Annotated in this window: 13 protein-coding genes; 11 read left to right on the top strand and 2 right to left on the bottom strand. The window is 65.9% G+C overall.

Translation table 11 applies throughout. The features are described from left to right. Positions 1 to 29 precede the first annotated feature (29 nt). From AC1RGU_RS25095 to AC1RGU_RS25065, 7 genes are all read left to right on the top strand, one after another. Positions 30 to 1,073, top strand: a complete 1,044-nt coding sequence (locus tag AC1RGU_RS25095; protein ID WP_492739344.1) for a DUF2345 domain-containing protein — start codon at positions 30 to 32, stop codon at positions 1,071 to 1,073. 14 nt (positions 1,074 to 1,087) lie between these two features. After that, positions 1,088 to 2,200 (top strand): DUF4123 domain-containing protein, encoded by a 1,113-nt coding sequence (locus AC1RGU_RS25090; RefSeq protein ID WP_492698612.1) that lies wholly within the window; start codon positions 1,088 to 1,090, stop codon positions 2,198 to 2,200. 38 nt (positions 2,201 to 2,238) lie between these two features. Then, positions 2,239 to 5,451, top strand: a complete 3,213-nt coding sequence (locus AC1RGU_RS25085) for a metallophosphoesterase (RefSeq protein ID WP_492698610.1) — start codon at positions 2,239 to 2,241, stop codon at positions 5,449 to 5,451. 82 nt (positions 5,452 to 5,533) lie between these two features. Then, entirely contained in the window at positions 5,534 to 6,691 is a 1,158-nt protein-coding gene (locus tag AC1RGU_RS25080; protein WP_492698608.1) for a pentapeptide repeat-containing protein, read from the top strand. Positions 6,692 to 6,752: 61 nt separating this feature from the next. Continuing rightward, complete coding sequence (locus AC1RGU_RS25075; RefSeq protein ID WP_062473785.1) at positions 6,753 to 7,001, top strand: hypothetical protein; 249 nt, start codon at positions 6,753 to 6,755, stop codon at positions 6,999 to 7,001. Between the two features lie 117 nt (positions 7,002 to 7,118). Further along, entirely contained in the window at positions 7,119 to 7,604 is a 486-nt protein-coding gene (locus AC1RGU_RS25070; RefSeq protein ID WP_492698606.1) for a RidA family protein, read from the top strand. Continuing rightward, complete coding sequence (locus AC1RGU_RS25065; RefSeq protein WP_492698604.1) at positions 7,601 to 8,077, top strand: GNAT family N-acetyltransferase; 477 nt, start codon at positions 7,601 to 7,603, stop codon at positions 8,075 to 8,077. Before AC1RGU_RS25070 ends, AC1RGU_RS25065 begins: the two co-directional genes overlap by 4 nt. Positions 8,078 to 8,081: 4 nt before the next feature. Here AC1RGU_RS25065 and AC1RGU_RS25060 read toward each other — a convergent pair whose 3' ends face one another. Continuing rightward, positions 8,082 to 9,470 (bottom strand): sensor histidine kinase, encoded by a 1,389-nt coding sequence (locus tag AC1RGU_RS25060; RefSeq protein WP_159274242.1) that lies wholly within the window; start codon positions 9,468 to 9,470, stop codon positions 8,082 to 8,084. A 10-nt stretch (positions 9,471 to 9,480) separates the two neighbouring features. Further along, positions 9,481 to 10,170 (bottom strand): response regulator transcription factor, encoded by a 690-nt coding sequence (locus AC1RGU_RS25055; protein ID WP_056574813.1) that lies wholly within the window; start codon positions 10,168 to 10,170, stop codon positions 9,481 to 9,483. A gap of 114 nt (positions 10,171 to 10,284) precedes the next feature. Here AC1RGU_RS25055 and AC1RGU_RS25050 point away from each other — a divergent pair, with 114 nt between their 5' ends. The 4 genes from AC1RGU_RS25050 to AC1RGU_RS25035 all read left to right on the top strand — a co-directional run bounded on the left by AC1RGU_RS25050 (position 10,285) and on the right by AC1RGU_RS25035 (position 13,355). Next, a complete protein-coding gene (locus AC1RGU_RS25050; RefSeq protein ID WP_492698602.1) occupies positions 10,285 to 11,166 on the top strand; it encodes an alpha/beta hydrolase in 882 nt (293 codons plus the stop codon). A gap of 29 nt (positions 11,167 to 11,195) precedes the next feature. Next, positions 11,196 to 11,483 (top strand): phosphopantetheine-binding protein, encoded by a 288-nt coding sequence (locus AC1RGU_RS25045; RefSeq protein WP_095948423.1) that lies wholly within the window; start codon positions 11,196 to 11,198, stop codon positions 11,481 to 11,483. After that, complete coding sequence (locus AC1RGU_RS25040) at positions 11,480 to 12,772, top strand: beta-ketoacyl-[acyl-carrier-protein] synthase family protein (protein ID WP_492698600.1); 1,293 nt, start codon at positions 11,480 to 11,482, stop codon at positions 12,770 to 12,772. Before AC1RGU_RS25045 ends, AC1RGU_RS25040 begins: the two co-directional genes overlap by 4 nt. Positions 12,773 to 12,866: 94 nt before the next feature. After that, positions 12,867 to 13,355, top strand: a complete 489-nt coding sequence (locus AC1RGU_RS25035; RefSeq protein ID WP_492698598.1) for a GNAT family N-acetyltransferase — start codon at positions 12,867 to 12,869, stop codon at positions 13,353 to 13,355. Positions 13,356 to 13,360 lie beyond the last annotated feature (5 nt).

The raw sequence follows: 13,360 nt of genomic DNA, 5'->3' as shown, positions 1-13,360 counted from the left end.
CGATCTGCATGGGAAGAGTCCACAACCAGGTGAATCTGCCGCCGTGGCAACTCCCTGGTCAGAGCGCATTGAGCGGGTTCAGGAGCCGGGAGCTGACCGAGGGCGGAGGCAACAGTGCGGCGGGCCGGTCGAACCACCTGATCCTGGATGACACGGCCGAAAAAATCCAGGCGCAGCTCAAGAGCGATCACCAATCCAGCAGCCTGAGCCTGGGGGCGATTACGCGCATCGAGGACAACGCGGGCAGGAAAGACCCCAGGGGGGAGGGCTTCGAGCTGCGCACTGACGCCCATGGTGTATTGAGAGCCCAGGACGGCATGCTCATCACCACCGAAGGCCGCCCCGACGCGGCCCGCCACGCCAAGGACATGGGAGAAACCATCCAACGCCTGACAAGTGCACGCGACCAGATCGAAGGCCTGGCCGAAGCGGCCCGAACAGCCGAGGCTCAGGACAGCAACGACGACCAGTCCACCGTCGCCCAGGCCATCAAGCAGCAGAACGAAGACCTCCGGGGCCACGGCAGCCCATCGACCGAAGGCCGCTTCCCCGAACTGGCCGCACCGCATCTCGTGCTCGCCAGCCCCGCAGGCATTGCAGCCACGGCGACCACTCACCTGCATGCGCACACCGGCGCACACATCCAGTTCACCAGCGCCGGTCACACCTCACTGAGCGCCGCCCAACGCATCCTCGCCAGCGTGGCGGAAGGCATGCGCATCTTCACGCTCAAGAGCGGCATCAAGGCCTTCGCGTCGCAGGGCGACATCCGCATCGAAGCCCAAAGCGACGCCATCGAGGCCACCGCCTTGAAAGACATCGACATCGTGAGTACCGAAGACACGGTCTACATCACCGCCAAGAAGAAGGTCACGATCAACGGCGGTACCAGCTTCAGCGAATGGAGCGAAGGCGGCATCCGGCATGGCACCTTGGGCACGTGGATCGAACACGCGGCAATGCACGGAACGCCGGGCCCCGACAAGAAGCCAGGGCCTACGGCACAGAGCGTGTGCTGGGAATGCCTGGCACGCGCTGCACGTCAGGCCTCGCCTGTGGCTCCCCGGATCTGACAGGGCCAGTACCGATGGCAATTCAAGCGTACGAGCGTGAGGCGGTCGAGCATGAGATCTCGCAGACCATCGCACAAGACATCGGTACTTTCGCCCGCCTCTCGCGCCAGAACGGCCAACGTTGTCACGCATTGGTGGACGCCGGCCGATGCGGGGGGGTCGAAGAAGACAGGCAGGAAGACGGATGGGTGGCGCGCCTGGTGGCGCGATACCCACTCGATGCAACCCCTTTGTTCCTTCACACGCCGGAAGCCGCTGTGGCCGGTGTCGGCCCTTGGCTGGTCGAACTGCCATCCATGCCCGATGCAGCGGACGCAGCGCCATGGCTGCATGACCTCGCACGTGGCGCAGGTGCTGCGCATGCCCTCAGTCTCGTGGCTTCGCCATTGCGGTCGATCACGCTGGCCACACACCTTCGCACTTGGCTCGACGCCGTGATTCACCCGGACCCTGGCCTCGATGACGACGAGGCCGTCGGCGCAGTACTCCGCTGGTTCGATCCGCGCATCGGCTTCGACATGGTGACCTGCTGGCCTGACGAAGTTCGGCAAGACTTCCTGAGCGCTTTCACCTGGGCAGGATGGAACGCCGAATTCCATCCGCAGGGTCTTCAGTGCAGCAAGCCACACACACCGCAAGGTGCCGCACGCACCGAGCCCATGCGACTGAACAAGGACCTGCTGCTCGCCATGGCTCCACTCAACCGGGCCGATGCGCTCCTGGCCCATGTGCACGAGCGTTTCGGGTCGCAGGCATTCCAGCAAATCGCCCCTGCCTTGCAGCGGTGGATCGCCCTCGATCAGCGGCAAGTCGTGCAGCGGCTCGGCCTGACCGATTTCGAGGACGGGATCACGTTGCTGCAGCAGTCGCTGAGCCTGCACCCCGAACTGTCGCGCCTGCCCGGCCTTGCAGAAGACCTTGTCGACGCGCGAAGTGCAGGGCGCACGCTCGCCCACGTGTTCGAAGCGCAGCCGGCCGAGTGGTGGCGACAACAACGGAATGCCGCCTCCCACACGTGGGCCCAGTGGGCTTATCGCTTTCTGGCGCCGTTGCATGCACGACGTGGTGCCTCCGATGCAGCCCACGTCTTTGCCACCCTGTTTCCAGCTGCGTCGCCCGCCACCTGACGCGGGCATCTCACCCACTCGCCCCGGATCGATCCGCCATGCCCTATCAACCCAAGCCCAGCGTCTGCGACTGCTCCGAAACGCCGGTGCTCGAAGAAGAAGCCATCATCCTGTTCCCCAGCCTGGGCACGCCGTTGCTGCTGGCCCCCGGCCAGGTCAAGGCCAGCATCTTCATCGCCGCGCCTTCGAGCATGCGTGGCAAGGCCAAGGCAGCCGTCCCCACCGGTGAGGCCGTCGAAATGTACAGGCTGGTCGACCAGCATCTGCGTGTGGTCGACCTCGCAAGCAAACAGGAGACTAAGCAAGCCGAAGGGTCGACACAAACTGGCACCCTCTTCGGAGACGGCACGACATGTGCTCTCGCCAAACCTTGCATCAAGGCCTGGCTCGTCGGCCCTTTCGGACCTGGGGCACTCGTCAGCGATCGGCACGGCCGCCCCTTCGCCACGATCGCCCCCGCAGCGGCCCTGATCTACACCAAGGTGCAGGACGTCTACGAGATCGAGATCGATTTGTCGGCCCCGCCCTTCGCCGATCTGCAGAAGCCCGGTGCCATGAAAAGCCTTGCCTGGATGACCCGGCTGAGCACCGAAGACAGAAAGCTCGAAGCCTTCAAGTGCGTCAAGTACGCCGAGGCCCAAGACCTTGCCATCACACGCTTCCTGCAACAGCAAGCCGCACGCGATCCCTGGCACTTCGACAAGCTCCACGAATTCGCCATGCCGCCACCCGATGTCCCGTTCAGCTGGAGCAAGCCCGGCCAGAAACCCGAGCTGGATACCCTCCTCAAGAGCTGGCACCCCGTCAAGCGCATGACCAAGCCGCGCCTCAAGCTGGGGCATCTCTCCGACGTTCATATCAACGTGCGTCAGAACGCCATGGGCCGCAGCGATGCCAAAGTGCTCGAGGAGGCCGACGCAGCTTGGAACCGGCCCGTCGGCAGCAAAGTCTGCAACAGCTTCGAGGCTCTCAAGAAGCTGTTCGAGACGATGGCCACGGGCAGCGACCAGGTCGATGCCGTGCTGCTCACGGGAGACCTGATCGACTACAACCGCAACTTCAATCCCATGGCGGAACCCGGCGGCCCGGGCAGGATTGGCCAGCAGTGGAAAGCCTTCAACCTGCTGGGCAACGTTTTCGACAAGGAAAAAGGCCGCCGCCTCTATCCGAGGGGCCTGGACGACATGATGGTCTTCAGCCTGGTGCGCGAGATGTACCGCAATCCTAAGTACCAGGTACCCATCATCATGACCAGCGGCAACCACGAGGCTTACCAGGTGCCCTACGGCATCAGCGCACGCGTGGAGGCTGGCGACCAGCACAACTGGGCGTTCATGCTCGGCGTGCTCGAGACCACGACGCCCAACAGCCGCGATGCACGCAAACGCATGGAAGACAACGCCCGCACGTCCTGGCCCGACGGCAAAGTCCCGGCCGAGGCGCGGCGGGCGCAGCGAGCCCTCGCGCAGCCCGATGCCGTGGAGCGCCATCGCGCCCAGTTCGAGGCCGCCAGCGCGTGGACGCGCGGCAAAGCCAATGAAGGCATGAGCCGCGACCACAACATGACCATCTACGAGGCGTGCCTCGCCTATGGTCCCACCTACGGCCATGCATTGACGGGCTACAACTTCGACGGCGGCCAGTTCGACTGGTTCTATGCGTTGTTCACGCCGCTCGCGGACGTGGTGTATGCCTACGGCGCGGACAGCACCGATAAGCCGGGCGCCAAAGCCGGACAGGTGATTGCAGCGCTGGGCTGGGGCATCGACGAGAACTTCAAGAACTTGCTGGGCGTTGCAGAGGCGGGGGCAGACCGCCAAGGTTCGGGAATACTCCCACGTGCCACCGAGTCCTTCAGCCATGACCAGCTGAAGCTTCTGACACAGGCCCGAAGCTACAAGGCCGCGAGCAAGAGCACCCTCACCGTTGCTACGCACTTCACCATCGTGAGCTTCGATGAACCAGAGCCCTACAGCAACGTCGCCAAGAAGAAGGAACGGGTCTTCTTCCACCCACTCGACGGCGCCACCGGCATCTGGGGCATGAAGGCTGCGCTGAACCACGTCAACGTGGGCACCTGCGAAAAAAACCAGGCCACCTACCTGGCCCAATACATTCAGCCGATGGATCAGGCAAAGACCAGCCCCAGCCGCCCCAAGGTGGATTGGCATCTGTCGGGCCACAGCCATCGCTCGGGCGTCTACAAGCTCGGTTGGGACTCCCGTGACATCTATGCGTCGGATGGCTGGCGCGTCGAGGTGCGAGAAGCCAAGGACCCGGGCATCCACAACACGCAAACAGTCAAGCCGAACACCGTGACGGCGCTGATCGTATCCAGTTGCGGCGGGCCCATCGGCTACCAAAACCTGGACGGCGAACTCAGCGCCTGGACCGGCCGCCCGCCCGCGGGGACCGCGCTTGACCCCACAACGGGCGAGATCCGGCAGGTGAAGACCGATCGGTGCCACGTCCAGGGCGAATTCCAGGGCAAGGGCTTCAATGAAAAACCGCGGTTGGCGGTGGCACTCGACTACCTGCACGCCATGAGCGGCTTGCCCAAGAAAGGCAACATCCGCGTGCCATTGCGCTTCAAGCCTGGGTACTTCGGCAGGAGCGGTCAGCTGGAACTGGTCTTGAGCGAGCAAGTGCGCAAACTGGGGTGTGTGACAAACGTGACGTTGTGGGTGTTCGAGAAGAACAATCCAAAGCGTCCCGATGGTTCGCGCGGCGAAACCAAGACCTGGCATCCCATCACGCCCAGCTTGAAAGGCACCACACTGAGCTTCAAGGATGAAGACACGGCAATGCTTTTGTCGATGATGAGTTCCAAGACTGTGAGTTCCAACGGTGTCCTGGCAATGGCGTGGAGTCCCCGATCAGTGGTCGAGAACTACCCCAATACCGAGTACGTGACGCTCCGCCAGCGACTGGTTCAGGCCTTCTGCGAAGTGACGCTGAAAGAACCCAGCCTGACCGACGCGGGCGAAAACTGGGGCAAAGACGTGCTCCATGCAGACCCGTGGGTGTTTCCTCTGGACATCGCACTCATCGACGGCAATGTGAACATGGGCGGGTTCAGCCTGGACAAGTCGGACCCGGCGCGTCCGAAGAACGCGGTGTGGCACTTTGGACGACCGTTGGGAGAGCGTGGGGAAGTGCCGGATTGGGATTTCTTGTCCGATAACTTCCTGAGCAAAGGATATGTCGACAAGAAGTCCGCCATCTGGGTCAACAAGGACCCCGTGCGATAGATAGCCCATGCAACGACGCGACTTCCTCTCTACCTTCGGCTTGACCGCAGCCTCCCTTTTCTTCCCTTTGACCGGATGCTCCATGAGCAGCAAACCCAACATCAAGAATTTCAGCAGGATCTACCGCTATCTGCAGGATCCGGCTCTACGCACTCGTGAAACGGGCGATACGCTGCTGACCATCGAAGGCGCGGAGTTCAGTGGACTCAATCTTCAAGGACTGGTGTGGCGCCATGTGAAATTCGTGAACTGCGACTTTGCGGGTGCCTATGAAATCAAGCTCGATCGACTCGAGAAGAGCACTTTCGAGAACTGCAAGTTTGTCGGCATCCACGGTTTTGGCGACATGGTGGACGTGACCCTTCATCGCTGTGCCTTTGGCGGAGAAACCTATGTGATGGGCTACTCGGACAGCAAGCGCCTAGTGTTCGATGGATGCAATTTCGTCGGTACGGACAGCAACCGCAATCACTGGGGTGCAGTGGGCGGCTATGGAGAAGCAGAGTTCGTGAGATGCAAGGGCAAATGGTTTGACTTGAGCGGACTCACCAAGTTGATGATTCGGGACTGTGAATTCGAAGCCGTTTCGAGCAAGCATGACCCTAGAGAGGTGGCCAATGTGCATGCGCCGGTTTTGATAGAACGCAGCAAGTTGCGCGGCACCTTCAATATGGTCGCGAGTTCAATCCAATCTCTCACCATCCGTGACACCGTCATCGACACGCTCGACTTGACCGGCGCCACTATCAAGGAGGGACTCTCGATGGAGCGAGTGCGTGGCGGGACCGTCGAGGCGATAGTCAAAGGCGCCAAACGCCTCGCCGTGCGAGATAGCCAGTTCACGCCTCCCGCATCAGGCGAAAAGTTCGCTTTCAGCCTCGCCAGCAATGACGCCCAGGAGGTGCTGATCGAGAACACCTCCATCCTTGGCGACAACATCCTCGTGGACATCGGCGGCGGCCCACATACCGAGTCCCTTGTTTTTCGAAAGAGCAAGTTCACCCGGCTTGACCTGCAGTACGCCCATGCGGCGCATCTGCTTCTGGAGGAATTCGAAGCGAACTCCGTGCGCTTGAACGATGCCCGCATCGGCAAGCTGGAACTGAGCTCGGCCGTCTTTGCCTTGACCCTGGACCTGTCCAACACCCAGGTCCATGAATTCCAGAAAACCGGCGGCACCGACCTGAAGAAGCTGAGCGGTCTCAAGCTCGACGGCTCCAACATCAAGCTGCCGCAATGAACCGCCCCCACGCCAAGAGAATAGGCATGTGCAAGCTCGACGGCTGCCACATTGAACCGACATGACTGGCTGCTTTGCAGATCCATTTTTCCTTCTTCTATGCGGCATCCCATGGCTTCTTCTTGGGTTGCTAGTGGGTGGCATCGTGCTCGGGTTCAAGATGGCACGAGACAAGGCAGGATTTGCGAGCTTCGCAGGCGCTCTGATCTTCATCATCTGCCTGCTTTGTGCCTCTTTTCTTCTTTGGGGCACCCTCCTGATCTTCAGCAAGGACCTGTCACTCGGCAGCAACTGGATGGGCACTCGATAGCCGGTGCTCTTGGCCGCACCCACGGCAGTGTCTCCCCACTGTGAGCCGCAAAACGACCAAATTGCCTTCGCAGCACGCCGCGCGTACCCTTGGTCATTTGCCGCACGCATCCTCACCATGACGCGCATTGCCGAACGCCTCCACGCCCTGGGCCTCGTCCTTCCACCCCCCGTGACGCCCCCACCCGGCGTGGTCCTCCCCTTCCAGTTCGTCCGCCTCGTCGGCCGGCGCGCCATCGTCTCGGGCCATGGTCCGCTGGATGCCGACGGCCGCATCGCCGCTCCGCTCGGAAAACTCGGTGCCGAACTGACCGTCGAGCAGGGCTACACCGCCGCGCGCCTCACCGGGCTCGCGATGCTCGGCAGCCTGCAGCGCGCACTCGGCGACCTGGACCGCATCACCGCATGGACGCGCGTGTTCGGCATGGTCGCTTCGGCACCCGGCTTTCAGCAGCAGCCGGCGGTCATCAACGGGTTTTCCGACCTGATCCTCGAACTCTTCGGTCCCGAGGTCGGCGCCCATGCGCGCAGCGCCGTGGGCATGGCGGAGCTGCCTTTCGGCATCCCGGTGGAGATCGAGGGCGAGGTCGAGTTCGACGCGTGAGCGACAAAGCAGCACCCTGGCAACTGCGCCGCGCAATCGCCGCTGACGTGGCGGCCGTCACTGCGTGCGCCGTCGAGGCCTTCCGCACCTACATCCCACGCCTGGGCCTCACGCCGCGGCCGATGACGCGCGACTACGCGCAGGCCATCGCGCACCTGCAGGTGTGGGTGGCCGAGCGCAAGGGTTCGCAGGTCGGCGCGGCGCTGTTGCTCGACGTGACCGACGAAGGCTTCCTCATCGACGTGATCGCGGTGCACCCCGACCACCAGGGCAGCGGCGCGGGCCGCGCGCTGCTTGAAATGGCCGAGCGCGAGGCACTGCGCCAGGGCCACGCATCGATCTACCTGTTCACGAACGAGAAGATGACCGAGAACCTCGCGCTCTACCAGCGCATCGGCTATGTCGAGTTCCGGCGCGAATCGCTCGACGGGCGCACGCGCGTCTATCTGCGCAAGCCACTGACAAGCGCGTGAACTGTCAGGCGTCGTCCCCGAAGGTCACGCTCACACGCAGACCGGTGGGCTCTGCAGCATCGAGCCGCAACTCGGCGCCGAGCAGTTCGGCATAGCGCGCCACGATCGACAGCCCCAGCCCCGCGCCCTGCCCCAGCTTCTGGCCCGCGGGGCCTTGCGCCCAGCGTTGCATGAGGTCGCGCTGTGCCTCGAGCGGAATGCCGGGTCCGTCGTCGATCACGCTCAGCGTGCGGCCCGCGAGTTCGACGGTGATGGTGCGTCCGCCGTAGCGCAGCGCGTTGTCGATCAGGTTGTCGAGGATGCCCTCCACCAGTGCTTCGTTCGCAAGCACCGTCACGCCGTCGTCGAGGCCGCGCGCGCCCAGGTCGACGCCGCGCGCGTCGGCGCGCGCCAGGTGGCGCAGCACGGTCTGCTCGGCCAGCATGTCGAGCGACACGGGCGTGCGCTGCAGGTCGGTGCGCGCCTCGTCGGCCAATGCCAGCGCCAGCAGCTGGTCGATCAGGTGGCTCGCACGCGCCTGCCGTTCGGACACGCGCGTGAGCTGTTCGCGCCACACCTCGGTGTCGTGCTGCGCGAGCCCGTACTCGGCCAGCGCGCGAATGCCCGCGAGGGGCGTGCGCAACTCGTGTGCCACGTTGCCCACGAACTCGCGCTGCGCGCGCACGCTGTGGCGCAGCCGGTCGAACAGCGCGTTGACGGCATCGCCCAGGCGCTGCAACTCTTTCGAGGTCTGCGCCACGGTCACCGGCGAGAGGTCACGCACATCGCGAGTGTCGAGTGCGCGCTGCAGCTCGCCGAGCGGTCGCAGATCGCGTCGGATGCCATGCCAGAGCCACACGGCCAGCAGCACGAGCAGCAGCACCTGCGGCGCCATGGCGTAGAACAGCAGCCGCTGCACCAGGGCGGCGCGGCTCAGCGTGGTCTGGGCCACGATCACGCGGTAGGGCATGTGCAGGCCGGGCTCGGCGTCGTGGTCGAGCACCACAGCGCGCAGCACATTGCCGTCGTAGTCGATGTCGGAAAAACGGTAGCGCGAACCTTCGTCGGGCAACGGCGCCTTCAGGTCGCCCCTGCCGGAGATGAGCGTGCCGTCGAGCCGCTGCACCGAGAAGTAGACCTTGTCGGTCTGATCGAACAGCACGGTCGCCACCTCGCGCGGCGTGAGCAGCAGCTCGATGCCGCGTTCGCCGGCCTGCACGTTGGCCGACAGCGCATAGGCGTCGTCGAGCATGCCGCGGTCGAAGGCCTGTTCCGAAAAATAGTTGGCGATGACGAGTGCGATCACCGCACCGGCCATCCAGGTCAGCGCCAGCGGCACCAGCACGTTGCGCAGCACGCGCCGCGTGAGCGAAGGTGCAGTGCGCGTGACCGGTGGGGTGGTGGCCTCGCTCACGGGTCGCTTCTCACACCTCGGCTTCGAGCAGGTAGCCGATGCCGCGCAGCGTGCGGATGCCCGCGCCCGAGCCGAGCAGCTTCTTGCGCAGGCGCGAGATAAAGGCCTCGAGCGCGTTGTCGCCCAGCGATTCGTCAAAACCCGAGAGCTTGTCCGACAGCGCCCGCTTGCTCACGGTGCGGCCCGGCGGGCTCATGAGTTCCCACAGCACCTCGAACTCGCGCGCCGGCAGGTCGAGCGGTGCGTTCGCGACCGCGAAGCGCCGCGCCTTGCGGTCGAGCTTGAGCTGGCCGAGCACCACGATGTCTTCGGTGCCCTTGGCGCGCCGCACCAATGCACGCAGCCGTGCCTCCACCTCGGCGAGATCGAAGGGCTTGCCCAGGTAGTCGTCGGCGCCGGCGTCGAGCCCGGCGATGCGTTCTTCGGTGCGCCCGCGCGCCGTGAGCACGAGCACCGGCGTGCGATCGCCGCGCGCACGCGCCTGTCGCAATGCCGTGAGGCCGCTCGCCAGGCCGCTGGTGGGGCTGGCGGTGGCGGGCAGGTTGAGGTCGAGCAGCACGGCGTCGAAGGGCTGCACGCGCCACAGGTGGTCGGCATCCTCGACGTTGGTCGACACGTCGACCCGGTGGCCCGCGTCGGCGAGGCTGCGCAGCATCACGTCGCGCAGCACGGTGTCATCTTCCACAAGCAGGATTCGCATGGTGAGTGAATGAGTGGTGGGTGATTTGTGGGTCTGCCCTGGCGATGGACGCGTCAGCGGCCGGTCAGTCGCTCACCGCGATAAACGCGACATGAGCATACGACACACCTTCCGATGAGTGCACGCGATCCCTCCGATCCCTTGAGCCTGGTGTCCCCCGCCGTGCAGCGCACCGCGGTGGTTCTGCTGCATGGTTTATGCAGCACGCCTGACGAGCTGCTGACCGTGCAATCGACCCTGCAGCGCCACGGGTATGCGGTGCAGCCGCTGTGCATCGCCGGCTACTCGTTCGACGCCGCCGCGCCGCTGCAGCAGGCCGTGCCCTTCGAGCGCTGGCTCGACACTCTCGAGGCGCACGTGAAGACGCTGCGGCGCACGCACGACCGCGTGATGCTGGTCGGCATCTCGGCGGGTGCGTCGCTGGCCCTGGGCGGCGCCATCCGCTGCGGGCGCGAGGTGGACGCGCTGGTGCTCATGTCGACCACGCTGCGCTTCGACGGCTGGGCCGTGCCGCGCACGCGCTTTTTGCTGCCGCTGGCCTTCTACACACCGCTGGGCCGCCTCTGGCAATACCGCGAGCGCCCGCCCTACGGCGTGAAGAACGAGCGCGTGCGCACCTGGATCGAGCGCGAGCTGCGGCATCGCCAGGTCTCGCGCGCCGGCAGCGCGGTGATCGGCGTGGGCCACCTGCGCGAGCACGACCGGCTGATCCGCCACGTGCGGCGGCGCCTGAACGACGTGCAGTGCGAACAGGTGCTGGCGCTGCATGCCCGCGAGGACGAGGTGGCCAGCCTGTCCAACCTCGACCTGCTGGTGCGCGGGCTGCGCTGCGCCTCGCTGCGCACCGTGGTCCTGAACAACAGCTACCACATGATCAGCATCGACAACGACCGCCAGCAGGTCGTGCGCGAGACCCTCGCCTTCGCCGAGACCGTGGCCCACGGCCCGGTGCCCGAACCCGTGTTCCGCGTCCGCGGACTTGTTCTCCACGCCTGACCCCAGGCCAGACCGAAAGGAACCCGCCCATGTCGTCCTCTCCCACCTTCAACAGCATCGCCACCATCCTCGAGACCGACTTCCGCGTCGCGCGCACGGCCATCTCGCCGGCCACCGCGCTGTCGGACCTCGGCCTCGATTCGCTGGCGCTCATGGAGTTCGTCTTCGCGGTGGAAGACGCCTTCCACCTGCGCATTCCCGAAGACCGGCTCGACCCGCGCGAAGCCGGCATCACGCTGCAGCGGCTGTGCGAAGTGATCGACGCCGAGGGCGAAGCCGCCGCCGCACGCGCCGAGCCCATGGCAGCGGCCGCATGAGCAGCGGCGCCGCCCATGCCGTGCTCGCGGCCACCGCCACGGCCCACACCGCCGCCGCACCCGTGCACGTGAGCGGGCTCGGTTTCATCACGCCGCTCGGACGCAGCATCGAGGCCTTCGACGATGCGCTGTTCGCCGGCCGCTCCGCGGTGCGCGCGCAGACCCTCGAGATTCCCGGCATGGACCCGATGGCCATCGCCGCCGCCACCTGCGACTTCGACGCCAGCAGCGTGCGCAGCGCCTCGCGCCTGCCGCTCGACCGCGGCACCGCGATGGCCCTGGCCGCCGCGCAGGACGCCGCGGCCGATGCCGGTCTGGACCTCGACGCCATCGACCGCGACCGCCTCGGCGTCTTCTGGGGCAGCGGCCTGGCCGGCGCCGGCACTTTCGACGCCACCACGCGCGCGCTCTACGGCGAACAGCGCCGCATGCGCCCCACCACCGTGCTCACCGTGATGCCCAACGCCGCGGTCGCCGAACTGGCGCTGCACTTCGGCGCGCGCGGCGCGGCGCTGGCCTATGCCTGCGCCTGTGCTTCGTCCGCAGTGGCCATCGGCGAAGCCATGCGCGCCATCCGCGGCGGCTGGATCGACATCGCCATCGTCGGCGGCCACGACGCCATGCTCACGCCCGGCGTGATGGCCAGCTGGCACGCGATGCGCGTCATGGCCCCGCCGCCGGCCGATGCGCCCGCCACCGCCTGCCGTCCGTTCTCGGGCGACCGCGCGGGCTTTGCCATCGGCGAGGGCGCGGCGGCACTGGTGCTCGAATCGGAAGCCCATGCACGCGCCCGTGGCGCCGGCGCGCAGCCCTTCGTGCTCAGCGGCTACGCCAGCAACTGCGACGGCACGCACATCACCAACCCTGACCCGGCCGGCCAGGTGCGCGCGATGCGTGCCGCGCTGCGCGACGCCGGGCTCGTGCCCTCGGACATCGGCCACATCAACGCCCACGGCACGGCGACGAGCGCGGGCGATGCCGCCGAGGCCGCGTCGATCGGCGAGCTGTTCGGCAACGCCGCGCCCGTCAGCGCGACCAAGGCGATCCATGGCCACGTGCTCGGCGGCGGCGGCGCCATCGAACTCGTGGCCGCACTGCGCGCACTGGCCCGCGAGACCTTGCCGCCCATCGCCCACCTGCACACGCCGGATGCTGCGTTCGGCAACGTCGACTTCGTGCGCGGCGCGGCGCGCGAGGCGCGGGGGCTGCGCCATGTGCTGTCGAATTCCTTCGCCTTCGGCGGCACCAACGCGGTGATCGTTGCGAGCCGGCGCGTCTCGGAGGGCTGAGCTTCGGGGGAGGACAAAAGCGGTGCGGTCGTCGGCACCGCCTTGCTATGCTCGGCCGCATCCTGCCCTGCAGACCTCACGGAAGAAGCGCGACATGCCCCTGCACCGCCCTGCCGCCCCCTCGGACTTCGACGCCGTCTTCGATCTCTACATGCACGAGCGGGTCGTGCCCTTCCTGGGCTACGACCCGATGCCGCGCGACGACTTTCGCCCGATCTTCCAGGGCTTGCTCGACAGCGGTGCGTTCTTCATCTTCGAAGTCGATGGCCAGGTCGCCGGCTTCTACCGCGTCACGCGCTACCCGGGCCGTGCGCAGCATGTGGCGAGCCTCGGCACGCTCGCGGTCGATCCCACATTGCATGGCCGCGGCATCGCGCAGACCATGGTGAGCGACGTGCTCGCGCGGCTGAAGGCCGAAGGCGTTCGCCGCGTCGAGCTGATGGCCGAGAGCGACAACGCCACGGCCCTGCGTTTCTATGCCCGGCTGGGCTTCGTGCAGGAAGGCACGCTACGCCAGTTCTACCGCCGGGCCGGTGAAGCGGACTTCATCGACGAGCACCTGATGGCGCTGCTGTTCGACTGATCCGC

It is taken from the genome of Variovorax sp. GW823-FHT02B07 (assembly GCF_058797695.1).
This window is presented reverse-complemented; position numbering and strand designations above follow the sequence as displayed.

Coding starts and splice junctions, on each gene's coding strand:
- AC1RGU_RS25055 (WP_056574813.1), bottom strand. CDS start 10,170: ATGCGAATCCTGCTTGTGGAAGATGACACCGTGCTGCGCGACGTGATG.
- AC1RGU_RS25080 (WP_492698608.1), top strand. CDS start 5,534: ATGAGCAGCAAACCCAACATCAAGAATTTCAGCAGGATCTACCGCTAT.
- AC1RGU_RS25070 (WP_492698606.1), top strand. CDS start 7,119: ATGACGCGCATTGCCGAACGCCTCCACGCCCTGGGCCTCGTCCTTCCA.
- AC1RGU_RS25075 (WP_062473785.1), top strand. CDS start 6,753: ATGACTGGCTGCTTTGCAGATCCATTTTTCCTTCTTCTATGCGGCATC.
- AC1RGU_RS25050 (WP_492698602.1), top strand. CDS start 10,285: ATGAGTGCACGCGATCCCTCCGATCCCTTGAGCCTGGTGTCCCCCGCC.
- AC1RGU_RS25035 (WP_492698598.1), top strand. CDS start 12,867: ATGCCCCTGCACCGCCCTGCCGCCCCCTCGGACTTCGACGCCGTCTTC.
- AC1RGU_RS25045 (WP_095948423.1), top strand. CDS start 11,196: ATGTCGTCCTCTCCCACCTTCAACAGCATCGCCACCATCCTCGAGACC.
- AC1RGU_RS25040 (WP_492698600.1), top strand. CDS start 11,480: ATGAGCAGCGGCGCCGCCCATGCCGTGCTCGCGGCCACCGCCACGGCC.
- AC1RGU_RS25090 (WP_492698612.1), top strand. CDS start 1,088: ATGGCAATTCAAGCGTACGAGCGTGAGGCGGTCGAGCATGAGATCTCG.
- AC1RGU_RS25085 (WP_492698610.1), top strand. CDS start 2,239: ATGCCCTATCAACCCAAGCCCAGCGTCTGCGACTGCTCCGAAACGCCG.